Source organism: Polynucleobacter sp. es-GGE-1 (assembly GCF_018882005.1).
GTDB lineage: Bacteria > Pseudomonadota > Gammaproteobacteria > Burkholderiales > Burkholderiaceae > Polynucleobacter.
This window is the reverse complement of sequence record NZ_JACVPE010000004.1, coordinates 17812-41131: the sequence shown is the minus strand read 5'-3', so window position 1 is coordinate 41131 and position 23320 is coordinate 17812. Positions and strand designations below refer to the sequence as shown.

22 protein-coding genes are annotated in these 23320 nt (G+C 45.6%); 18 read left to right on the top strand and 4 right to left on the bottom strand.

What is annotated here, in order from left to right; all coding sequences use genetic code 11:
- Positions 1 to 12: 12 nt before the first annotated feature.
- Positions 13 to 936, bottom strand: a complete 924-nt coding sequence (locus tag ICN35_RS03410) for a LysR family transcriptional regulator (RefSeq protein WP_215296518.1) — start codon at positions 934 to 936, stop codon at positions 13 to 15.
- A gap of 137 nt (positions 937 to 1073) precedes the next feature.
- On the opposite strand from ICN35_RS03410, the gene gcl reads away from it, so the two are divergent.
- Both gcl and hyi read left to right on the top strand, forming a co-directional pair.
- A complete protein-coding gene (gene gcl, locus ICN35_RS03405) occupies positions 1074 to 2864 on the top strand; it encodes a glyoxylate carboligase (RefSeq protein WP_215296519.1) in 1791 nt (596 codons plus the stop codon).
- 27 nt (positions 2865 to 2891) lie between these two features.
- Positions 2892 to 3695: a hydroxypyruvate isomerase gene (hyi, locus tag ICN35_RS03400; protein ID WP_216124307.1), complete on the top strand. Its 804-nt coding sequence runs from the start codon at positions 2892 to 2894 to the stop codon at positions 3693 to 3695.
- 33 nt (positions 3696 to 3728) lie between these two features.
- On the opposite strand, the gene ICN35_RS03395 is transcribed toward hyi, so the two are convergent.
- Together ICN35_RS03395 and map are read right to left on the bottom strand one after the other, a co-directional pair.
- Positions 3729 to 6326: a [protein-PII] uridylyltransferase gene (locus ICN35_RS03395; protein WP_216124305.1), complete on the bottom strand. Its 2598-nt coding sequence runs from the start codon at positions 6324 to 6326 to the stop codon at positions 3729 to 3731.
- Positions 6327 to 6330: 4 nt separating this feature from the next.
- On the bottom strand, positions 6331 to 7167 hold the full coding sequence (gene map, locus ICN35_RS03390; RefSeq protein ID WP_216124303.1) for a type I methionyl aminopeptidase: 837 nt from the start codon (positions 7165 to 7167) through the stop codon (positions 6331 to 6333).
- A gap of 268 nt (positions 7168 to 7435) precedes the next feature.
- Here map and rpsB point away from each other — a divergent pair, with 268 nt between their 5' ends.
- The 16 genes from rpsB to ICN35_RS03310 all read left to right on the top strand — a co-directional run bounded on the left by rpsB (position 7436) and on the right by ICN35_RS03310 (position 22414).
- Positions 7436 to 8185, top strand: coding sequence for a 30S ribosomal protein S2 (gene rpsB, locus ICN35_RS03385; protein WP_071467757.1), 750 nt, complete (start codon positions 7436 to 7438; stop codon positions 8183 to 8185).
- Positions 8185 to 9069, top strand: a complete 885-nt coding sequence (gene tsf / locus ICN35_RS03380) for a translation elongation factor Ts (RefSeq protein ID WP_215296526.1) — start codon at positions 8185 to 8187, stop codon at positions 9067 to 9069. The genes rpsB and tsf overlap by 1 nt, the downstream gene beginning before the upstream one ends.
- 185 nt (positions 9070 to 9254) lie before the next feature.
- The gene (pyrH, locus tag ICN35_RS03375; RefSeq protein WP_216124517.1) at positions 9255 to 9965 is read left to right on the top strand and encodes a UMP kinase; all 711 of its coding nucleotides are present in this window, start codon (positions 9255 to 9257) and stop codon (positions 9963 to 9965) included.
- Positions 9966 to 9976: 11 nt separating this feature from the next.
- A complete protein-coding gene (frr, locus tag ICN35_RS03370) occupies positions 9977 to 10537 on the top strand; it encodes a ribosome recycling factor (RefSeq protein WP_215296528.1) in 561 nt (186 codons plus the stop codon).
- Positions 10538 to 10561: 24 nt separating this feature from the next.
- Positions 10562 to 11335 carry a polyprenyl diphosphate synthase gene (uppS, locus tag ICN35_RS03365; protein ID WP_215296529.1) on the top strand — a complete coding sequence of 258 codons (774 nt, stop codon included), beginning with the start codon at positions 10562 to 10564 and terminating at the stop codon, positions 11333 to 11335.
- Positions 11336 to 11353: 18 nt separating this feature from the next.
- Complete coding sequence (locus ICN35_RS03360; protein WP_216124301.1) at positions 11354 to 12181, top strand: phosphatidate cytidylyltransferase; 828 nt, start codon at positions 11354 to 11356, stop codon at positions 12179 to 12181.
- Positions 12181 to 13368 carry a 1-deoxy-D-xylulose-5-phosphate reductoisomerase gene (ispC, locus tag ICN35_RS03355; protein WP_216124299.1) on the top strand — a complete coding sequence of 396 codons (1188 nt, stop codon included), beginning with the start codon at positions 12181 to 12183 and terminating at the stop codon, positions 13366 to 13368. The genes ICN35_RS03360 and ispC overlap by 1 nt, the downstream gene beginning before the upstream one ends.
- Before the next feature lie 22 nt (positions 13369 to 13390).
- Positions 13391 to 14518 carry an RIP metalloprotease gene (locus ICN35_RS03350; RefSeq protein ID WP_216124297.1) on the top strand — a complete coding sequence of 376 codons (1128 nt, stop codon included), beginning with the start codon at positions 13391 to 13393 and terminating at the stop codon, positions 14516 to 14518.
- 53 nt (positions 14519 to 14571) lie between these two features.
- Positions 14572 to 16863 carry an outer membrane protein assembly factor BamA gene (bamA, locus tag ICN35_RS03345; protein ID WP_255535702.1) on the top strand — a complete coding sequence of 764 codons (2292 nt, stop codon included), beginning with the start codon at positions 14572 to 14574 and terminating at the stop codon, positions 16861 to 16863.
- 18 nt (positions 16864 to 16881) lie between these two features.
- Positions 16882 to 17409: an OmpH family outer membrane protein gene (locus ICN35_RS03340; RefSeq protein ID WP_216124293.1), complete on the top strand. Its 528-nt coding sequence runs from the start codon at positions 16882 to 16884 to the stop codon at positions 17407 to 17409.
- Positions 17410 to 17414: 5 nt separating this feature from the next.
- The gene (lpxD, locus tag ICN35_RS03335; protein ID WP_216124291.1) at positions 17415 to 18482 is read left to right on the top strand and encodes a UDP-3-O-(3-hydroxymyristoyl)glucosamine N-acyltransferase; all 1068 of its coding nucleotides are present in this window, start codon (positions 17415 to 17417) and stop codon (positions 18480 to 18482) included.
- A gap of 45 nt (positions 18483 to 18527) precedes the next feature.
- On the top strand, positions 18528 to 18977 hold the full coding sequence (gene fabZ / locus ICN35_RS03330) for a 3-hydroxyacyl-ACP dehydratase FabZ (protein ID WP_216124289.1): 450 nt from the start codon (positions 18528 to 18530) through the stop codon (positions 18975 to 18977).
- Positions 18977 to 19774: an acyl-ACP--UDP-N-acetylglucosamine O-acyltransferase gene (gene lpxA, locus ICN35_RS03325; protein WP_216124287.1), complete on the top strand. Its 798-nt coding sequence runs from the start codon at positions 18977 to 18979 to the stop codon at positions 19772 to 19774. Before fabZ ends, lpxA begins: the two co-directional genes overlap by 1 nt.
- Positions 19734 to 20993 carry a lipid-A-disaccharide synthase gene (gene lpxB, locus ICN35_RS03320; RefSeq protein ID WP_216124285.1) on the top strand — a complete coding sequence of 420 codons (1260 nt, stop codon included), beginning with the start codon at positions 19734 to 19736 and terminating at the stop codon, positions 20991 to 20993. Before lpxA ends, lpxB begins: the two co-directional genes overlap by 41 nt.
- Positions 20990 to 21583 carry a ribonuclease HII gene (rnhB, locus tag ICN35_RS03315; protein ID WP_216124283.1) on the top strand — a complete coding sequence of 198 codons (594 nt, stop codon included), beginning with the start codon at positions 20990 to 20992 and terminating at the stop codon, positions 21581 to 21583. Before lpxB ends, rnhB begins: the two co-directional genes overlap by 4 nt.
- 6 nt (positions 21584 to 21589) lie before the next feature.
- On the top strand, positions 21590 to 22414 hold the full coding sequence (locus ICN35_RS03310) for an RNA methyltransferase (RefSeq protein WP_216124281.1): 825 nt from the start codon (positions 21590 to 21592) through the stop codon (positions 22412 to 22414).
- A gap of 11 nt (positions 22415 to 22425) precedes the next feature.
- On the opposite strand, the gene ICN35_RS03305 is transcribed toward ICN35_RS03310, so the two are convergent.
- A complete protein-coding gene (locus ICN35_RS03305; protein ID WP_216124280.1) occupies positions 22426 to 23253 on the bottom strand; it encodes a pyruvate, water dikinase regulatory protein in 828 nt (275 codons plus the stop codon).
- Between the last annotated feature and the right edge of the window lie 67 nt (positions 23254 to 23320).

The following is a 23320-nucleotide window of genomic DNA, read 5'->3' as shown; positions in this document are numbered from 1 at the left end:
ATGGGATTTTTTTTATTCAGACTTTCCTGCCGGTAAACCCTTCCACCATTCCCCTTTAAATTGTCCCTGCAGCCAATCAATACATTGGACTACTTTGGTGGGGACATGTTTTGGTGAGGAGAAGACCGCATGAATTTCTTGACTTGGTAGTGTCCAATCCTCCAAGATGGGTCTCAGAACTCCATCCTTCATCGATTGATGCGCTACATAACAGGGGAGTGCAGCCAAACCCATACCTGCTCTAGCTGCTGATAAGACGGAAGAGAGATTGTTAGAGGTAAACGGCCCTTTCACCTCGATAGATTCTGAATGACCTGATTGGTCTGTGAAACTCCAGCGATGGTCGCCTTGCACCGTGGAGTAGATTAAGGCAAGGTGTTTACGGATTTCCTCTGGGGCTTTTGGGATCGAGTGTTTTTCGAGATACTGAGGGGTAGCAACCAATACCCAAGGGTTGGTACCAAGAAATCTCGATCCTAAAGAAGAGTCTGGTAAACGTCGCATCCGAATCGCTAAATCGACACCTTGTTCGACAAGATTGATATATCGATCATCCATACTGAGATTGACTTCAAGCTCTGGATGAAGTGCCATAAATTCGAGAATGGAGGGTGTGAGAACCCGCCGCCCAAAAGCAACCGATGAATTAATCGTTAGCCTGCCGCGAACTTTGGATTGCATCAAGGAAGCTAGGTCATCAGCCTCTTCAATTTCACGGGCTATCAACTTGCATTTCTCGTAATAAATTTTCCCAATCTCAGTGGGGGTGACTCCACGAGTGCTGCGGTGCAGCAGTAATGCCCCTAAGCGCTTCTCCATGGATGCAACAAATTTGGTGGCTGTGGGTTGGGTAATGCCTAAATCTTCAGCAGCCTTACTAAATGAGCCCGTTTCTACGACTCGAATAAAGAGGGATATTCCTTGTACGCGATCCATGACAGGGTTCTCTGGTGGCAATAGATAGGTGATTTTTACACTATTCCACAGTGGAATACTAGATATAGATTTGCTGAGGTTCTCTATTTACCTGAATTTGGGGATGATTCGTCCATACCCATATGAGGAGATGAATCATGGCAAAAATGAAAGCAGCAATGGCAGCAGTGTTGGTGATGGAAAAAGAGGGCGTTACCCAAGCCTTTGGAGTACCAGGTGCTGCAATTAATCCCCTATACGCCCAAATGCGCGAACGTCAGTCGATTGCCCATGTATTGGCGAGACACGTAGAGGGTGCTTCTCATATGGCAGAGGGCTACACAAGAGCCGCTCCAGGAAATATCGGTGTCTGTATTGGTACATCGGGCCCCGGCGGCACAGATATGATCACCGGCTTGTATTCAGCGCAAGCAGATAGCATTCCAATTTTATGTATTACAGGTCAAGCTCCACGCGCTAAATTGCATAAAGAAGATTTCCAGGCGGTGGATATTGCTTCAATCGCTAAGCCTTTAACCAAGATGGCAGTTACCGTACTTGAGCCAGCATTGGTTCCAAGAGTATTCCAACAGGCTTTTCACTTAATGCGCTCTGGCCGTCCTGGACCAGTATTGATTGATTTGCCAATTGACGTGCAGATGGCTGAGATCGAGTTTGATATCGATACTTATGAGCCATTGCCTGCCTATAAACCACAGGCAACTCGCAAGCAGATTGAAAGAGCGCTTGAAATGCTCAATGAATCTGAGCGTCCCTTAATTGTGTCTGGTGGTGGCGTGATTAATTCTGATGCTTCAGATCTTTTAGTGCAGTTTGCAGAGATCACTGGCATTCCTGTCATTCCAACGCTCATGGGTTGGGGCTCGATCCCTGATAGTCATCCATTGATGGCTGGTATGGTTGGTTTACAAACATCACATCGTTATGGCAATGCCACGATGTTGGCAAGTGATTTTGTTTTAGGCATCGGTAACCGTTGGGCAAATCGCCACACGGGTTCAACCGAGGTGTATTGCAAGGGCCGTAAGTTTATCCACGTCGATATTGAGCCTACTCAGATCGGTCGTATCTTTACTCCTGATTTTGGTATTGTGTCCGATGCAAAAGCTGCGTTAGCCCTGTTTATAGAAGTTGCAACGGAGATGAAGAAAGCTGGCAAGCTGAAAGATCGCACTAAGTGGTCAGCTGAATGCTTGGGTAGAAAAAATTCCATCGACTATCAGCGCAAGACAAACTTTAATGAATCTCCAATGAAGCCGCAGCGCGTGTATCAAGAGATGGTTCAAACGTTTGGCGAAGATGTCACCTATGTCAGTACGATTGGTCTCTCGCAAATTGCTGGCGCTCAATTCTTGAAAGTATTCAAGCCTCGTCATTGGATTAACTGTGGTCAAGCTGGTCCATTGGGCTGGACAGTTCCAGCAGCTCTAGGTGTACGTGCTGCTGATCCAACCCGTAAGATTGTGGCCCTCTCAGGCGACTATGACTTCCAGTTCATGATTGAAGAGTTGGCTGTCGGCGCACAGTTTAAGTTGCCATTCATCCAAATTTTGGTTAACAACAGTTATCTTGGATTAATCCGACAAGCACAGCGTGGCTTTGAGATGGATTACTGTGTGCAATTGGCTTTCGATAACGTCAATATTCCGGAAAGCGCTGGTATTGTGAAGGGCTATGGCGTCGATCACGTGAAGGTTGTTGAGGGACTTGGCTGTAAGGCCATCAGAGTAGAGCGTGAAGACCAATTGGCTCCTGCAATTGCTCAAGCCGAGGCATGGATTGCTGAATTTAGAGTACCAGTCGTAGTTGAAGTGATTCTAGAGCGAGTCACTAACATTGCGATGGGAACAGAAATCGATAGCGTTAACGAGTTTGAGCCTGTTGCTAAATCTATTGAAGATGCTCCAGTAGCAGTTCTTCAGTCCTAGTTTGTCATTCAGAAAAGAGAATATTCAATGCCTCGTTTTGCCGCCAATTTGTCCATGCTCTTTACAGAAGATGCATTCTTAAATCGCTTTGCGCTTGCTCGAGTTGGTGGTTTTAAGGCTGTAGAATTTTTATTTCCTTATGCATTTTCTAAGGATGAAATTAAGTCTTGTTTGGATACTTATGCGTTGAAATTGGTTTTGCATAACCTGCCTGCAGGCGATTGGGAGGCTGGCGAGCGAGGTATTGCTTGCCACCCTGATCGCGTTGCAGAGTTTCGTGCTGGGGTAGATAAAGCGATTGAATATGCCACTTTTTTAAATGTTAAGCAGTTAAATTGTTTAGCAGGCAAGGCGCCTGCCGGGGTTGATCCTAAAGTGCTACGCGATACTTTTGTTGGTAACTTAGGCTACGCAGCAGAGCAGTTAAGCAAAGCAAAACTCAATCTCTTAATTGAGCCTATCAATACTTATGATATTCCAGGGTTCTACTTATCAAGAACTCAGCAAGCGATTGAAATCATGGATGAGGTAGGTGCTGATAACTTGTATTTGCAATATGACATCTATCATGCTCAGCGCATGGAAGGTGAGTTAGCAAATACGATTCAAAAATATCTCCCTAGAATTGGGCATATTCAGTTAGCAGACAATCCTGGACGTAATGAGCCTGGTACTGGCGAAATTAACTATGACTTCCTATTGGGCTTCTTAGATAAGATTGGATACAAGGGCTGGATTGGTTGTGAATATAAGCCTCTCAAGAACACTGCTGCAGGCCTTGCATGGATGGAGAAGTATGAGCATTCTCATCATGAGTCTGCTTTTGCATAAATAGATTCTTAGTTAGCTACTTAGGTAGTTAATCTAAGCCCCTAAAGCTTCAAGTAACTCGGTCTCTAATTGAATCTGTAGCTTTGGATTTTTGCCCAAGTTGGCGGCATCCAGCAGTAATACGTCTTCTACTCGTTCGCCAAGAGTATTGATCCGCGCGGTATGAATCGATACTTGATGTTTAGCTAGCACTCTAGAGATGGTGTAGAGCAGTCCAGTCCGATCGCTTGCAGAGAGTGCAAGTGTGTAATAGCGCCCGCGATCATCTGGAGCCATATAAACCCGGGGCTTAATGGGGAAGGTGCGAGATTGTCTAGAGAGGCGACCCATGCTTGGAGTGGGTAAGGGATCTGCATTGCTTAATGCAGCAGTTAGTTCAAACTCTACCAGTTGAATGATGTCGCGGTAGCTACTGCCTTCATCTACCAGAGTGCTACCAGAAATTTGGAAGGTATCTAAAGCGTAACCATGGCGAGTGGTATGAATGCGTGCATCCCAGATAGAGAAACCATGCTTTTCAAAGTACGCGCAGATTCTGGCAAATAGATCTTCTTGATCTTTGATATACACCGCGACCTGCAAACCTTCGCCAATGGGCGACAACCTTGCGCGCACAATGGGCTGGTCGTTATTCACCTTGTTATAGAGATGACGCGTTAACCAGGCTATATCAGATGAGTCCTGGCGAAGGAAGAAGGCAACATCTAATTGTTTCCATAGTTCTTCATAAGCTTCGTCATTGATGCCATACAGGCGTAATTTAGCTTTAGACTCTTCTTGGTGTTGCGCCAATTCTGAAGAGGCATCTGGCTTGGCTCCACCTAAGACTCTAAGAGTGGCGCGATAGAGATCTTCAAGCAGTTTGCCTTTCCAGGCATTCCAGACTTTAGGGCTGGTGCCACGGACATCAGCTACGGTTAAGAGGTACAAAGCGGTGAGATGACGTTCATCACCCATCTTCTTGGCAAAAGCCCGTACTATATCTGGATCTGTGATGTCTTGCTTTTGAGCTACCTGGCTCATATTGAGATGTTCTGCAATTAACCAGATCAAGAGCTCAGTATCTTTTTTATCAAGACCATGGTCTTTTGCAAACTTGCGCATATCGGCTTTGCCAAGTTGCGAATGATCCCCGCCACGTCCTTTGGCAATGTCGTGGAAAAGTGCGGCAATCACTAGTAACCAGGGCTTTTCAAAATGGGCAATTAAGCTACTACAAAATGGAAACTCATGGGTATGTTCAACAACCATGAAGCGGCGCACATTACGCAACACCATCAAGATGTGCTGATCAACGGTGTAGACATGAAACAAATCATGCTGCATCTGCCCAACAATTTTTCTGAAGGCAGGCAGGTATCGACCGAGAACGCTACTACGGTTCATTAAGTGGAATGCTCGACTTACACCTTCGGGTTGCTTCAGAATCTCGATAAAGAGGGCTCGATTAATAGGGTTGGCTCGCCACTTAGCATCCATTTTTTGGCGGGCGTTATACAGTGCTCGAAAAATAGTTGCTGAAAGGCTTTTGACGTTAGCTGTTTGCGAAAATACCAGGAAGGTTCGCAAAATTTGTTCAGGATGATTCTGAAATAATTGTGGATCAGTGATATCGAGTACACCTTGCCGCTCAATGAAATACTCATTACCTTCGCCTGGAATAGGGCGAGTGGTTTTAGATTCTTGCGGAAAGAGGAGTGCTTCAATGTTTTGTAAAAGAACATCGTTTAATTGCGTGACCGCTTTAGCAGCCCAGTAGTAGCGACGCATAATCGCTTCACTGGCTTGGCGTGAAGAATCGGTTTCAATGCCCATCGATTTCGCCAGTGGCGCCTGTAAGTCAAAAGCAATCACATCTTGGCGACGTCCTGCGAGCAGATGCAAATTGGCCCTCAGGGTGTCCAGAAAGCGTTGATTGCGATTCAGTTCTGTTAGCTCGCGCTGGGTGACTAAGCCGGCTTCATTTAAGTCTTTAAAGGTGTTACCCAATAATGCCGCCTTACTGACCCAAGAGATGACCTGCAGATCACGTAAGCCACCGGGACTCTCTTTACAGTTAGGCTCAAGCGAGTAAGGTGTATTTTGATATTTGTAGTGACGTTGTATTTGCTCTGCTTGTTTAGCTTGAAAGAAGCTCTTTGAATCCATTGCAGATTCATAAGCGGCGGCAAATTCTTTGAAGAGTTGTTTTTTCCCGCAGATTAAGCGCGCTTCAAGAAGTGAAGTGCGAACCGTGATGTCCTGCTCTGACTCTGAAATGCACTCTGCAACGGTTCTTACTGAGGAGGCAATTTCAAGGCCAGTATCCCAGCACCTTGCAACAAATTGCTCTACTTTTTTTGATACAGCATCAACCATAGTTGTGTTGGGTGGAAGCAATATCAGAATGTCAATATCAGAATAAGGGAAGAGGGCGCCTCTTCCGTATCCGCCAACAGCTACCAGGGTTGCTTCGCTGTTCAAGTCATAGTCATTCCACAAGTGAGCGAGTAGTTGATCAGTCAGTTTGCTTAGTTGTTTAGTAAGCTTGCCGGCAGCCTGTGTTCTTTTAAACTCTGTATAAGCAACTTCACGAGCGACACGCAGACCTGCCGCATCAGTAATCTTATTGACTGTCTGCAACTGAGTCATGTGATTACGCGCTAGCTGTTAAAGGCCTGAATGCAAGACCTTTAACGCAGTCCGGCGGAGGATTGCTGCCCTCTGACCAGGTTAATACCTCAACGCCAGTTTGCGTCACCAAAAGAGTATGTTCCCACTGCGCAGACAAGCTACGATCTTTGGTTTTAACAGTCCACTGATCTGGCATGGTTCTAATTTCACGACGACCTGCGTTGATCATCGGCTCAATGGTAAAAGTCATGCCAGCTTCTAATTTCTCACCAGTGCCTGGGCGACCATAGTGAAGGATTTGCGGGTCTTGATGAAACACTTTGCCGATACCGTGCCCGCAGTACTCACGCACAACGGAATAACCTGCTTTTTCAGCATGTGTTTGAATCACGTGACCAATGTCACCGAGTGATGCACCTGGTTTCACTTGAGCAATGCCCAGCCACATGCATTCAAAAGTAATTTGCGTCAGACGCTTGGCCAGCAGAGAAACTTCACCAACCATAAACATTCGACTGGTGTCGCCGTAATAACCATCGGGAGTAATAACGGTGATATCTAAGTTAACCACATCACCAATTTTGAGAACTTTGTCCCCAGGAATGCCGTGGCAAATCACATCATTGACCGAGGTGCAAATGGACGCCGGAAATGGTGGGTAACCTGGGGGTTGGTAGTTCAGTGGCGCAGGAATAGTTTTTTGCACGTCCCGCATGTACTCGTGGCAAATGCGATCAAGTTCGCCAGTGGTAACGCCAGCCTTAATATGGGGAGCTACATAATCCAAAACTTCACTCGCTAAGCGACCAGCCTCACGCATCCCAAGGATGTCTTTTTCTGCGGTAAATACACTATTCATTCCTTGATTATCAACGACTTGGACAGTCTTAGCTTACCAATACTGCCTAAAAAATAGGCGGTAACCCAGTTTTTAGGGTATTCAGAGCCAGTTTTATCGCACTGGGTCTTGGGACAGACTTGGCTAAGACTAGCTAGAGCCTTGATATTTAAGCTATAATTTTGGACTCAAGTCTATTTTGGACTTGAAATCGCGAGTTGAGCCCTCCAGGGTGGCGTTTTTTAGCGCAGCTAGGACTCAACTTTAGAACTAACCCCTAGGAGATGTTATGTCAGTAACAATGCGTCAAATGCTGGAAGCCGGTTGCCATTTTGGTCACCAAACACGCTTCTGGTCCCCAAAGATGGCCCCATTTATTTTCGGTCATCGCAATAAGATCCACATCATCAACTTGGAAAAAACATTGCCAATGTTTCAGGACGCCCTGAAATTTGCAAAACAAGTTGCTGCTAATCGTGGCACGATTTTGTTTGTTGGTACTAAGCGTCAATCACGCGAGATCATTGCTGAAGAAGCTGCTCGTGCTGGTATGCCTTATATCGATAGCCGTTGGTTGGGTGGCACACTAACCAACTTCAAAACAGTTAAAGGTTCCCTCAAGCGTTTGAAGGACATGGAAGTTGCTAAAGAAGCTGGCGACTGGGAAAAGCTTTCCAAGAAAGAAGCTTTGACGAATGACCGTGATCTCGACAAACTACAAAAAGCTCTAGGTGGTATTAAAGATTTGAACGGCGTTCCTGATGCGATTTTCGTAGTGGACGTTGGTTATCACAAGATTGCGATTACTGAAGCGAACAAGCTCGGTATTCCAGTGATTGCTGTGGTGGATACTAATCACTCACCAGAAGGTGTTGATTACATCATCCCTGGTAACGATGACTCAAGCAAAGCTGTAACCCTCTATGCGCGTGGCATTGCTGACGCAATCCTCGAAGGCAAAGCGAACTCTGTTCAAGAAATCTTGACAGCCGTTAAAGAAGGTGAAGAAGAGTTTGTTGAAGAAGGGAAAGCTGAATAATGGCCGCTATTACCGCTGCAATGGTTGGCGAATTGCGCGCCAAGACTGATGCTCCGATGATGGAGTGCAAAAAAGCTTTGACAGAGGCTGATGGTGATATGGCTCGTGCAGAAGAAATTCTGCGCGTAAAGCTGGGTAGCAAAGCTGGTAAAGCGGCTTCACGCGTTACTGCTGAAGGTATCGTAGCCGTTTCTATCAATGGTACTAACGGTGCTTTGTTAGAGGTGAATTGCGAAACTGACTTCGTTTCTAAGAATGATGACTTCTTGGCATTTGCAAATGACTGCGTCAAGTTGGTTGCTGAAAAGAACCCAGCTGATGTTGCTGCATTGCTCGCACTGCCTTTAAACGGATCTACGGTGGATACAGTGCGCAGCGCATTGATTGGCAAAATTGGCGAGAACATCATGCCACGTCGCTTCAAGCGTTTTACTGGTAGCAATAAGTTAGTTTCTTACCTCCATGGCACCCGCATTGGTGTTGTGGTTGAGTTTGAAGGCGACGACACTGCTGCTAAAGATGTTGCGATGCACGTTGCTGCCATGAAGCCAGTTGCTTTGTCTACGGCTGACGTTCCTGCTGAGTCGATTGCGATTGAGCGTAGCGTCGCGGTTCAAAAGGCTGCTGAATCTGGTAAACCACCTGAAATCGTTGAGAAGATGGTGGAAGGTTCCATTCAGAAGTACCTCAAAGAAGTTTCTTTACTGAATCAGACTTTTGTAAAGAACGATAAGCAAACCGTTGAGCAAATGCTCAAAGCTGCCAACACAAACGTCAAAGGTTTTACGATGTTTGTTGTGGGTGAAGGCATTGAGAAGCGTCAAGACGACTTTGCGGCTGAAGTGGCTGCTCAGGTAGCTGCCGCCTCTAAAGCTACTGCGTAATTAGCCAGCTCTGGGCTTGCCCCAGTAGGTCAGTAATACCCAAAAGGGCATAGAAACTCAGGTTTCTGTGCCCTTTTGTTTGATCTTTCCCAAGCCCTTTATAATTTGGCGGAGATATTAAAAAGTACTTAAAGATCAATAAGCTAAGTATGCAAAGTACTTGGCAAATTACGGAAAATAAAAACATGCCAGGCTACAAACGCGTCCTCCTCAAATTATCTGGTGAAGCCCTGATGGGGGAAGATGCTTTTGGCATCAATCCGATCACTATTGATTCCATGGTTTCTGAAATCGCCCAAGTGGTCAATAGTGGTGTTGAGCTCGCCATCGTCATTGGTGGTGGGAATATTTTCCGCGGCGTTGCTGGTGGCGCTGCTGGTATGGATCGTGCAACTGCTGATTATATGGGCATGTTGGCGACCATGATGAACTCTCTCGCATTACAAGATGCTTTGCGTCAAAAAGGGGTTGAAGCGCGCGTGCAATCCGCCCTGAGAATGGACCAAGTGGTTGAGCCTTACATACGCCCACGTGCCATTCGCGCGATGAGCGAAGGCAAAGTAGTGATCTTTGCAGCCGGTACAGGTAACCCGTTCTTTACAACCGATACTGCCGCCGCCTTGCGTGGCGCTGAAATGGGTGTGGAAGTGATGCTGAAAGCTACTAAGGTGGATGGCATCTATAGCGCCGATCCAGTCAAGGATCCTACTGCGACTTTTTATAAGACTATCACCTTTGATGAGGCGTTAATTAAGAACTTACAAGTTATGGACGCTACTGCATTTGCATTGTGTCGTGACCGCAAATTACCAATCAAAGTATTTTCGATTCTCAAGCCAGGCGCATTGATGCGTGTAGTGCAGGGTGAATCTGAAGGTACTTTGGTGCACGTTTAATAGGAGGCCTGATGTCTGCAGCAGAAATTAAAACCAATACCAATCAAAAGATGGAAAAGTCTCTTGAGGCTTTGAAAACGAATTTGGCGAAGATTCGTTCTGGGCGTGCCAATCCAGGAATACTGGAACATATTCAAGTGGAGTATTACGGTAATCCAACACCACTAAGTCAAGTGGCGAGTTTGGGCCTAGCAGATGCTCGCACGATTAATGTTCAGCCATTTGAAAAGACCATGGTTGCTGCCGTGGAGAAGGCGATTCGAGATTCGGATTTGGGTTTGAATCCTGCCTCACAAGGTACTGTGATTCGCGTGCCAATGCCTGCATTGACTGAAGAGCGTCGTCGCGAGCTCACTAAAGTCGTCAAAAGCGAGGGTGAAGACACTAAGATTGCAGTGCGTAACTTACGTCGCGATGCCAATGAACATCTCAAGCGCTTAACCAAAGATAAAGAGATTTCTGAAGATGAAGAGCGTCGTGCCACTGACGAGATTCAGAAGATGACCGATAAAGCAGTCGTAGATATCGACAAGATCATTACTGAAAAAGAAAAAGAGATCATGACGGTTTAAGGCCGGATTGAGTTTGATTCTTTTATGACCCAACACCTCAGTTCTACTCAAGCCATTCCAGAGGTAAGCGCTATTCCTCGCCATGTTGCGATCATCATGGATGGTAATGGGCGTTGGGCGAGTAAACGTATGATGCCTCGAGTGACAGGCCATACTGAAGGCTTAGCTGCGGTTCGGAAAATCGTTCAAGAGTGCCGTCGTACCGGCGTTGAGTATTTGACGATATTTGCTTTTAGTTCTGAGAACTGGCGTCGCCCACCAGAAGAGGTGGGTTTCTTAATGAAGCTCTTTCTAAAATCGCTCAAGGCGGAAGTTTCTCGTCTTGCAGAAAATGATATTTGTTTGCGTGTGATTGGCGATCTCAGTCGCTTTGATAAGGCAATTCAGGAAATGGTTCATTTCTCAGCAGAAAAGACTGCTGGATGTAAGGCGCTGACAATTACTGTCGCTGCAAACTATGGCGGACGCTGGGATATCTTGCAGGCGATGAGTCGTTGCTTGGCTGCCAATCCAAATTTGAAGCCGGAAGATGTCAGTGAGGATTTATTGCAACCCCATTTTTCGATGGCTTATGCCCCAGAGCCAGATTTATTTATCCGCACTGGTGGTGAACAACGCATCAGCAACTTTTTATTATGGCAGTTAGCTTATACAGAGTTATATTTCACAGATGTTTTATGGCCAGACTTTGATGAAGCTGAGCTCCATAAGGCGTTTGATTGGTTTAGTCAGCGCGAACGTCGTTTCGGGCGAACCAGCGCTCAGCTTGCATCGCAAGTGATGAGTGATGCAGTTTAATTATCTAAACTACTCCACATGTTAAAAACCCGCGTGATTACTGCCCTTGTTTTACTTGCAGTTCTATTGCCAATCTTATTTTTACTGCCATCCGTGTATGTTGGCGCATTCTTTTTGGCGACTCTACTTGCTGCTGCTTGGGAGTGGAGTCGTTTGCTTGCGCCTGAAGCAGGGCGGGCAGCCTGGCTTTACGCTCTATTTTGCTTAATGATTATTTTATTTTTGCTAGGGATGAAAAACGTCGATTGGCAATTTGCTCTATTGCTCTTAGCAGTCTTCTTTTGGTTTTTTATCGCCCCATTGATGCTTGCTAAAGGCATGAATCTCTCTTTGCAAAAGTTGCGTCCTTTTTACGGAGTACTCGGACTCATTTTGCTGCCAGCAACTTGGTTCGCTTTGGTTTTCTTGCGAGAGTTAGGGCTCGTATTTTTGTTAACCACGATTGCTTTGGTGTGGGTAGCCGATATTGGCGCCTACTTTGTTGGTAAGGCGTTTGGAAAACACAAATTAGCCATCCAAATTAGCCCGGGGAAATCAGTTGAGGGTGCAATAGGCGGTCTGGCTCTCTGTTACACATACGCATTTTTGTGCGTGTTTTACTTACCCTTCGAAGCTACTTTATTTGGTGCATGGGCGATACGCTTTGGTTGGGTCGCCATGTTTCTGATGGTGACAGTATTAACAGCCTTCAGTATTTTTGGTGACCTCTTTGAGTCCCAATTAAAGCGTTTGGCTGGCGTGAAAGATAGCAGTCATTTGTTGCCAGGGCATGGTGGGGTATTGGATCGTGTTGATGCATTGATACCTACTATGCCAATTGCAGCTTTACTTGCGGGGCTGGTGTAATGAAGAGACTTATTACCGTTCTGGGCTCTACTGGCTCTATTGGTGTGAATACGTTGGATGTGATTCGGGCGCATCCTGATCGCTTTCAGGTGGCAGCACTTACTGCGGGTAAGCAAGTTGATCGCTTGGCAGAGCAGTGTATTGAATTTAAGCCTGCTATTGCTGTTGTCTCAGAAGCCAGCGATGCTGTGCGCTTAGAAAAATTATTGCTTGAGAACAATATTAAGACTCAAGTGTTGTATGGTCCTCAAGCCTTAGTAACAGCGGTAACAGATTCTGGATGTGACACAGTGATGGCAGCCATTGTCGGCGCAGCAGGCTTAGTGCCAACCCTTGCAGCAGCCAAAGCTGGAAAACGTGTTCTGCTTGCAAATAAAGAAGCCCTGGTGATGTCTGGCAATTTGTTTATGCAAGCCATGAAAGATGGAGGTGGGGAATTACTTCCAATTGATAGCGAGCACAATGCTATTTTTCAATGCTTGCCAAATGAATTTACTAAGGCTCCACATTCCAATCATGGCGTGGAAGAATTATGGCTCACTGCATCAGGTGGGCCTTTTAGAAATACGCCATTAGATCAATTAGCGAGCATTACTCCAGATCAGGCTTGCGCCCATCCAAATTGGGTCATGGGTAGAAAGATATCTGTGGATTCTGCAACCATGATGAATAAGGGGCTTGAAGTCATTGAGGCCTTCTGGTTATTTGGTTTGCCGCTTGAAAAAATTAAGGTCTTGATTCATCCTCAAAGCGTAGTGCATTCAATGGTGCGCTATCGTGATGGCTCAGTATTGGCACAGTTAGGTCAACCGGATATGCGCACCCCCATTGCTTATGGTTTAGCCTGGCCAGAGCGTATTGAGGCTGGAGTAGCGCCCTTAAACTTAACTCAACTGGCTAGTCTCCATTTTTCAGAGCCAGAGCTTGCTCGCTTCCCGTGTCTTGCTTTGGCTTTTGCTGCAGCCAAAGCAGGTGGTACAGCGCCTACAGTACTGAATGCTGCCAATGAAGTTGCTGTCGCTGTGTTTTTAGACGCGGGCTTGCCTTATCTCCAAATCCCCGCAGTAGTGGAGAAGACCTTGAACGCCATTGCTCTGACTAATGCAGATTCATTGGAGGATATTTTGAGTACGGATGCACAAGCCAGAAAAGTGGCGCGTGAGTTTATTCAAGTTCTACAAAAGTAATTAAGGTGATTAAGGATTTTCTTTGCAAGCATTAATTACCCTTGGTGCATTTTTGCTGACTCTTGGTGTATTGGTGAGCTTTCATGAGTTTGGCCATTTTTTAGCAGCTCGTGCATGCGGCGTAAAAGTCCTGCGCTTTGCAGTCGGTTTCGGAAAACCACTCTTTACTTGTCACGCAAAAAACAAAACTGAATGGGTACTTGCTTCAATACCTCTAGGTGGCTACGTCAAATTATTAGATGGTCGAGATCGTTCTCAAGATATTGCGGTGGAGGATGAGATGCAGGCTTTTGATCAAAAGCCTCTTTGGCAGCGCTCTATGATTGTGGCGGCAGGACCATTTGCAAATTTCTTCTTAGCGGTCACGCTATTTTCTATCATCTATATTTCTGGTGTGCCACAACTCCCAGCAGTCTTACAAAGCCCCCCAGAAAATTCAGTTGCTGCAAAATTCGGTGTTGCTGCGGGAGATAGGGTAACTGGATGGCAGACTCTCGATTCGGGTGCTGCGCCCATTTCTGGGGAATTTGACTCCGTTCCAAGTTGGAACGCTTTGCGCTGGAATCTCATGGATGCTCTAACCGGAGGGTCTGGGTTCGCGCTGGAGCTCCAGGATTCAAGTGGCAGCCGCTTTATCAAAGCTTTTAAGGCTGATGATTTGCCAAAGATCACCCCGGAAGGTGATCCCATGAAAAGTCTGGGCTTACTGCCTCAGGCCACTCCTTTGGCTCAATGGGATGAGCTCAAATTGAACCCCCTTCAAGCCTGGGGATTTGCAAGCCAGCGAGTTTGGTTAATCAGCAAGGTATCTCTCAGGCTTATGGCGGGAATGTTTACCGGTCAAACCTCCATAAAGCAGTTGGGAGGCCCCTTAAGTATTGCTGACATGGCTGGTAGGTCTGCCCAGATTGGCTGGCAACCCTTTTTGGCATTTTTAGCATTAATTAGCATCAGCATTGGGCTCCTCAACTTACTCCCTTTTCCCATGCTTGACGGGGGTCAGCTCCTGTATGATGCATGGGAGTTGGTCGCTGGAAAACGGATTTCGATTTCGATGCAGGAACAGTTCCAAAAAGTGGGCTTTCTGTTGCTGATTTCGTTATCCTTACTGGCTTTGTTTAACGATTTACAACGCTATTTGTCGCCTTGAATTTTCTAACACTACTTTATTCTCTTTTTGGTCGTTTTTTAGCTAGATTGCTATTGATTGTGACTATTGGGCTTAGCTTTAATGTTTCTGCGGCAGATTCTTTCGTTGTGAAAGATATTCGGGTTGAAGGATTGCAGCGCGTGGAACCTGGCACAGTATTTAGTTATTTATCTGTTCAGGTTGGTGAAACATTTACTGAAGAAAAGGGCGCGGAAGCAATTAAAGCCCTATATAGCACTGGATTTTTTAGAGATGTACAAATTCAGGCTCAGGGCGATGTGCTGATTGTGATTGTTGAGGAGCGCCCAACGATTTCTCGAATTGAATTTACGGGAATGAAAGAGTTTGATCAAGAAATTGTTCGCAAATCTTTAAAGACCGTAGGTGTTGCTGAAGCGCGTTTTTATGATAAAGCTTTAATTGATAAAGCTGAGCAAGAATTAAAGCGACAATATGTGGGCAAAGGCATGTTTGCGGCCGAAGTAGTTGCCACTGTTACTCCGGTTGAGCGCAATCAGGTTGCTGTTTATTTCAATATTGACGAAGGCCCTGTTGCCAAAATCCAAGAGATTAATTTTATTGGTACTGAGGCTTTCAGCGAAAATACTCTAAAAGGTGAAATGCAACTCAAGACGGGTGGATGGCTCTCTTGGTACAGTAAAGATAACCTCTACTCCAAGCAAAAGCTTACCGCTGATTTGGAAACCATACGCTCATATTATTTAAATCGTGGTTACCTTGAGTTTGTGATTGAGTCTACTCAGGTTTCGATTACGCCCGATAAAAAAGGAATTTACTTAACCGTCAGCATTCGTGAGGGTAAGAAATTTACAGTAAAAGACGTGCGTCTGGCGGGTGAGTTATTGGGTAAAGAGGCTGAGTTTAAGCAGTTGATCGTATTAAAGCCGGGGGATACATTCTCATCCGCTCGTTTAACGGAGAGTACCAAGGCTATTGCAGAGGTGTTGGGTACCTATGGCTATGCTTTTGCAACCATTAATCCTCAGCCAGATATTCGCCGAGAATTATCTGAAGTTGATCTTACTTTGGTGATAGATCCAGGGCGTCGTATCTATGTTCGTAAAGTAGAAATTTCAGGTAATGCAAAAACTCGCGATATGGTGGTTCGCCGGGAGATGCGTCAATTTGAAAGTTCTTGGTTTGATAGTGACAAAATTGATTTATCTAAAAAGCGCTTGGGTAGGCTGGGGTACTTCACTGAGACTGACATAACTACACAAGATGTGCCTGGATCACCTGATCAGGTGGATGTCAATGTGAAGGTTACAGAAAAACCAACAGGTGCAGTGACGATTGGCGCTGGTTTTTCTTCTACTGAAAAACTGATTTTGTCTGCTGGTATCAATCAGGACAATGCTTTTGGTACTGGAACTTCGGTTGGCTTGAATGCCTCTGTTGGTAAGATTAATCAAAGCTTGACCTTGTCAAATTATGACCCCTACTTTACAGAGGATGGCATTAGTCGCTACTCCGATTTGTACTATCGTTCATCTAAGCCTTTGTACTATGCAGGTGATCCTGATTACCAAATTAAATCAGTAGGCTCAAATATTAAATTTGGAGTCCCATATACCGAGGTTGATCGAGTATTTTTTGGAAGTGGTATTGAGGCCTTTCAGATACAGACAACGGCTAACACTCCCATACCCTATTTAAATTATGCACAGAGTTATGGTATTGCAGCCCCTGGCTACCCTGCAACCTTGACTACGTATAACGTCCCTTTGACTGTGGGTTGGGCTCGTGATGGACGCGATAGCGCTTTAATTCCTTCCGATGGCTCTTTGCAACAGCTATCTGGTGAAGTGGGTACTCCAGTAGGGAATATGACCTTCTATCGACTGTTTGGGCAGTACCAAAAATATCATTCTTTCTCTAAGGGCAACATCCTCTCATTCAATGGCGAGGTGGGTTATGGCGATGCATATGGTAGCAACCCCTTTCCAATTACTAAAAACTATTATGTTGGTGGTATTGGCTCTGTGCGGGGATATGCTCCTGGTTCTTTGGGCCCCCAGTACTACAACTCAACCTACGGCATTTATCAGCCTACTGGTGGACAGTCCAAGATTGTAAGTAATGTGGAATATACGGTTCCCGTCCCAGGTTCTGGCGTTGATAAGACCTTGCGAGTATTTACCTTTGTAGATGGTGGTAATGCCTTTGGGCAAAATATCAATTTAGTCTTAAGATACTCTTATGGATTGGGTTTATCATGGATATCACCATTAGGACCTTTGAAGTTTAGTTACGGTATTCCGATTAAATCCCAACCAACGGATAATATCCAGCGTTTGCAGTTCCAGGTGGGTACGGCGTTTTAATTGCTTAAGGAAAGTTTTATGAAGTTTTATCAATCTTTAAATTGGATTTCAGTTGCTTTGGCAGTTACAGCTATTGCATTTGGAGTCTCCCAAGCAAATGCACAAGATGCGGGAACTCGTGTTGCTGTGGTTAATTCTGAAAAAGTTTTTAACGAGTCTAATCTCGCAAAAGCGATGCAAACTCGTTTACAGAATGAATTCACTAAGCGTCAGAATGATTTGCGTGATAGCGCACAAAAAATTCAGACTGCTGCAGAGAAGTTGGACCGCGATGGTGCGGTAATGGCTGAGGCTGAACGAGTTCGTCGCCAACGTGAATTGGCCGATCAGGATCGCGAGTTGCAACGTAAACAACGTGAATTTACCGAAGATCTCAATCAGCGTACATTTGAAGAGCGTGCAAAAATTGCTGAAAAAGCAAACGCAGTTCTGCGTCAAATCGCCGAGCAAAGAAAATTAGATGTCATCGTTCAGGAAGCGGCTTTCGTTAGTCCAAAAGCAGATATCACCGATGATGTCATCAAGGCTTTAAATAGCCAGAAGTAAGTTTTATGCCTACCGCCATTGAGCTGGCCGATCAGTTTCAAGCAAGCTTGGTGGGGGAGGCCTCAAGCGAATTCATTGGCCTCGCTCCACTAGAGCTCGCCCAAAAAAATCAAATATCGTTTCTGTCAAACCCACTGTATCGTCAACAGGCCTCTAATAGCAGAGCTGGTGCTCTCATTGTTAATAAAGCGGATTTGGATTTTCTAAATGCAAATCCTGGTGAAAATACTGCACAGCGTGCGTACTTTGTTTCTAAGAATCCTTATGCTACCTTTGCAAGGATGGCGCAACTTTTTGCAAAACAAAGTTCGCCGACTTATGTTCCAGGGGCTCACCCGAGTGCGGCGATAGATCCGACAGCCCATATTCCAAGCTCATGCCATATTGGACCTTTTGTCCAAATTGAGGCTGGCGTAAAACTGGGAGAACGCGTTTCTATCTTGGGCAATACAACGGTTGCTAGAAATAGTGTCATCAATAGCGATACTCTGATTTATCCTTCTGTTTCGATTTATCACGGCACTCAAATTGGGGAGCGTTGTATTATTCATAGCGGTGCCGTGATTGGTGCTGATGGTTTTGGATTTGCGCCCGACTTCTCTGCGGCTGGTGGAGAGTGGGTCAAAATTCCACAAACAGGTAAGGTAGTTATTGGCGATGATGTTGAGATTGGTGCCTCTACTACGATTGATCGTGGCGCGATGAGTGATACCGTGATTGGTTCGGGTACTAAGATTGATAACCAAGTGCAGATTGCGCATAACGTAGTTGTGGGTAGTTGTTGTGTTATTGCTGGTTGTGCTGCTATCTCCGGAAGTACAAAAATAGGTAATTTTTGCATCATTGGGGGAGCTGCAAATTTTGCTGGTCATCTCACCATTGCTGATAGGACAACAGTCTCTGGTAATACCTCCATTATTCGTTCAATTACTGAGCCAGGACAGCATTTCACGGGGGTTTACCCCTCGATGCTGCATAGCGCTTGGGAGAAAAACGCTGCAATCTTGCGTGGTCTAGATAAAATACGTCAACGCTTGCGTTTATTAGACAAAAATAAGAATTCTGAGTCTTAGGACTTTTTAGTAGATCAATTTCATTCACTTCTTAGTAGGTCATTTATGAGAACACCAATTGCGATCGATATCCATAAGATTCTCCAGTTGTTGCCACATCGCTATCCATTCTTATTGGTAGACCGTGTCTTAGAAATAACTCCACGCGAGACTATTACTGCATTGAAGAATGTGACCATGAATGAACCTTTCTTTCAAGGACACTTTCCGGACTTTCCGGTAATGCCTGGTGTACTGATCATTGAAGCTTTGGCACAAACTGCTGCTTTACTGACCTTTTCTGAAGAGCGTGCCGAAGATGCGGTCTATTACTTTGCTGGCATTGATGGCGCTCGCTTTAAAAAGCCAGTATTACCAGGAGATCAACTCATCATGACTGCAAAGTTGGAGCGCGGTCGTGCTGGTATTTATAAGTTTGCAGTCCAGGCAACTGTAGATGGTGAGATAGCTGCTGAGGCCAATATCACCTGTGCGGTTCGTTCGAAAGGCGCATGATGACCCAGATTCATTCATCTGCTGTAGTGGACAGCAAAGCAGAGGTTGCCAGTGATGTCGAAATTGGTCCCTATTCTGTGATTGGTCCTCACGTCAAAATTGGCTCAGGTACCAAGATTGGATCGCATACTGTGATCGAGGGTCACACTACGATTGGCCAGGACAATAACTTTGCTCACTTTGCTGCTATTGGTGGGCCTCCCCAAGATATGAAATATCGTGGTGAGCCAACGCAACTCATGATTGGTGATCGCAATACGATTCGTGAATTCACTACCATTCATACAGGTACCTCTCAGGATGAAGGTATTACCCGTATAGGTAATGACAACTGGATCATGGCTTATGTCCACATTGCGCATGATTGCCAAGTTGGTAATCACACCATTTTCTCGAGTAATGCGCAAATTGCGGGTCATGTGCATGTGCATGATTGGGCCATTATGGGTGGCATGTCTGGGGTTCATCAATTTGTGCGCATTGGGCAACATGCGATGTTGGGTGGTGCTTCAGCGCTGGTGCAGGATATTCCGCCATTTGTAATTGCGGCTGGCGATAAAGCCTCACCTCATGGCATTAACGTAGAGGGCTTAAAGCGTCGCGGTTTTTCCAGTGAAACGATTTCTGCATTGCGTCAGGCTTATAAGGTTCTCTACAAGGATGGTCTCAGTTTTGAAGATGCTAAAGTAGAAATTCAGAAAATGATTTCTGCAAGCTCGGCCGATGTAGCCACTGTAGAAAAGCTGACGGAGTTCTATGACTTTATTGCCGCCTCTACTCGCGGCATTATTCGGTAACGATAGGAATACTTTGCCAAAGTTAGCTTGTGTAGCTGGCGAACCCTCTGGTGATTTACTCGCTGCGCCAGTTCTGAGTGCATTAAATCAAATTCCGGATATGGCTGGTTTAGAGGTATATGGCATTGGTGGATCACGCATGCAAGCTGAAGGTATGCGATCAGATTGGCCCATGGAAATCTTAAGTGTGCGTGGCTATGTTGAGGCTATCAAACAACTTCCAGCTATTCTGAAACTTCGTAAAGAACTGATTAACCATCTATTGGGTGAGGGCCGTCCTGACGTCTACTTGGGGATTGATGCGCCTGACTTTAACTTAGGGGTTGAGCTGCAATTGCGTAAAGCCGGTATTCCGACGTTGCATCTAGTTTCTCCCTCTGTTTGGGCATGGAGATCTGGGCGCATTAAAAAGATTGCACAAGCAGTTGACCGTATGCTCTGCATTTTTCCTTTTGAAACTGAAATCTATGATCGTGCAGGTATAGCATCTACTTATGTTGGACATCCATTAGCCACTGAAATTCCTTTGACTCCAGATGTTCCTCAGGCCCGCAAAAAAATTATTGAGACTTTAAGGCTGTCAACAACTGCACTGGATGGAATAGTCGTTGCAGTATTGCCTGGAAGTCGTGACTCTGAAATTGAGCTGATTGCCCCTGTCTTTTTTGAAACGATGCAATTATTGGCCGAGCGTTTCAAGGATCAAAAAATCCATTTTTTAATTCCAGTGGCAACGCCGCGATTGCGTGATCCACTAGAGCAGCTATTGCTGAAAACGAAGAATATCAATCCTGACATTAAGATTCATTTACTTGATGGGTTGGCAGATGAGGTGTTGGAAGCCTCTGACATAGTCCTCATAGCTAGTGGTACCGCTACCCTGCAGGCTGCCTTGTGGAAAAAGCCGATGGTGATTTCTTATAAGGTACCTTGGCTCACAGCCCAGATTATGAAGCGTCAGGGTTATCTGCCTTATGTAGGTTTACCTAATATTTTGTGCGGTGAATTTGTAGTGCCAGAGTTATTACAAGATGATGCCACTCCTCAAAAGTTAGCCAATGCATTGCAAGAATGGCTAGATCATCCCAATCAGGTCGCAGAGTTAAAAGCACGCTTTGTGCAGATGCATGAAACACTGCGCCGACCAACGGGATTGCTTGTTGCTCAAGCAGTTGTACAAACGATTACCAATAGTCGCAAGAGCCAGGTGGCTCAATGAGTATTGTGTGGATCTGTGGCGTAGATGAAGCAGGGCGAGGTCCGCTTGTTGGTGCTGTTGTTGCGGGTGCAGTCGTGCTAGATCCCCATAATCCTATTAATGGTCTTAAGGACTCAAAAAAACTGACTGCGGCACGCCGTGAGTTTTTGTATCAACAAATTATGGAAAAGGCTAAGGCCTGGGGAATAGGCGAAGCTAGCCCTGCAGAAATTGATGAGATCAACATTTTGCAAGCAACTATGTTGGCGATGCGACGGGCTGTTGAGGATTTGAGCTCACGTTTAGGACAATGGCCTGATAAGGCTTTAATCGACGGCAATCGTTGTCCAGAGCTACCCATTGCTGCAGAAGCCATCATTAAAGGGGATGCTAAAGAGCCAGCAATATCAGCAGCCTCTATCTTGGCTAAAGTGACTCGTGACCATCAGATGCAAATCCTACATGAGCGTCACCCGGAATATGGTTTTGCTCAGCATATGGGTTATCCGACCGAGGCTCATTTTGCTGCGTTAAAGCAGTATGGCGCTTGTGAGCAGCACCGTAGAAGTTTTTCTCCAGTCAGAAAAGTACTCGAGATGAATGCAAGCTAACTCTATATGAATTTAGATCTCATCATCTCTAAAGAGAATCCGCTTTTCAAAGAGATTCGTCTTTTGCAAGCCGCTGGATCAAAGGGGCAGAAGGCTAGAAACGCCAGAGGTCAAGCCTTATTGGAAGGCATTCATTTGGTTCAGACTTGGGTGGGAGACCCTTCCTTAAAGATCTTACTTACCTCGGAAGTGGGTTTACAAAATCCCGAAATTTCTGAAGCGGTCTACTCTCATATTGAAATCTATCCCGACACTAAAGTTTTCCAGTTGGATAGCGCTCTCTGGGATTTGCTGGGTGAGTTAGTCAATGCGCCTCATATTGCAGGCTTGCTTGATCTTCCTCAATCTTGCTTAATGCCCCCACAGTCAATTAGCACATTAGCTGGTGATGTCCTGATATTAGATCGCATACAAGATGCTGGTAATGTTGGCTCGATCTTACGTACTGCAGCAGCAGCGGGCTTTACTCAGGTAATTACTTTATCGGGATGCGCCCATTTATGGTCAAGCAAAGTCTTGCGTGCGGGCATGGGTGCTCATCGCTTATTAGATCTTTATGAGGGTTGGTCCAATCAACAAGTATTGAGTGCTGTCACCGCCCCCATGCTTGCTGCTACAGTAGATGCAGAATACGAACTCTTTGCGCTACAAAAAGAATTACAGCATCCTGTTGCTTGGGTGATGGGTAACGAAGGTCATGGTGTGTCTGAAGATCTTTTAGCGCAAGCAAAAGGCGTTGCTATACCAATCGACCCGCGAGTGGAGTCCTTGAATGTTTCTACCGCTGCTGCCGTTTGCCTGTTTGAAACAATGCGCGTTAGGCGTAGTTGAGTTAAACCAAGCTACCCTAAAATCGTCTTATCAGACTTCATGGCTTGCAAGACAGTGGTAGCTATCTCTTCGATAGATTTGCTAGTAGTCATCACCCATGGAATGGATTGCTTCTTCATCATCGCAGTCGCCTCGTTAATTTCATAACGACAATTTTCTAGTTTTGCGTAGTTACTACCAGGACGACGCTCATTGCGTATCTCTGAGAGGCGTTCAGCATCAATCATCAAGCCAAAAATCTTCTGACGATAAGGTACTAAATCCTTTGGTAGTTGCCCCCGTTCAAAATCTTCCGGAATTAGGGGGTAATTGGCTGCCTTCAATCCATACTGCATGGCTAGATAGAGACTGGTTGGGGTTTTACCGACTCGGGAGATGCCAATCAAAATGACGTCGGCCTCGACCAAGTTCTGGTTTGACTGCCCGTCATCATGTGCTAACGAATAGTTAATGGCCTCAATACGGTTCTTATAGGCTTCAGTATCCGCATTGTGGTGCAAGCGGTTCATGGCATGTGTAGACTTCATGCCTAAGGCGGCTTCAAGTGGTGCCACGAAGGTCTGGAACATATCCAAAATGAGTCCATTGGCTTTGCTGACAATGCTATTGAGTTCAGCATTCACCAAGGTGGTGAAAACAATCGGCTGGACACCATATTTACTAGCCGCTTGATTGATGCTGTTGACTGCATCATGGGCCTTATCTACGCTGTCTACAAAAGGCAGCCGAACCTGCTTAAAAGTGGCCTCAAATTGGGCCAAAATCGATTGGCTGAAGTTCTCGGCGGTGATGCCGGTTCCATCGGAAACAATAAAAACAATACGGGTTTCGGTAGACATGGATTTGGCCTAAAAGTGGGGGGTCAGCACTACAATAGCGTCATATTAGAGTAAGTCGCATTTTAGG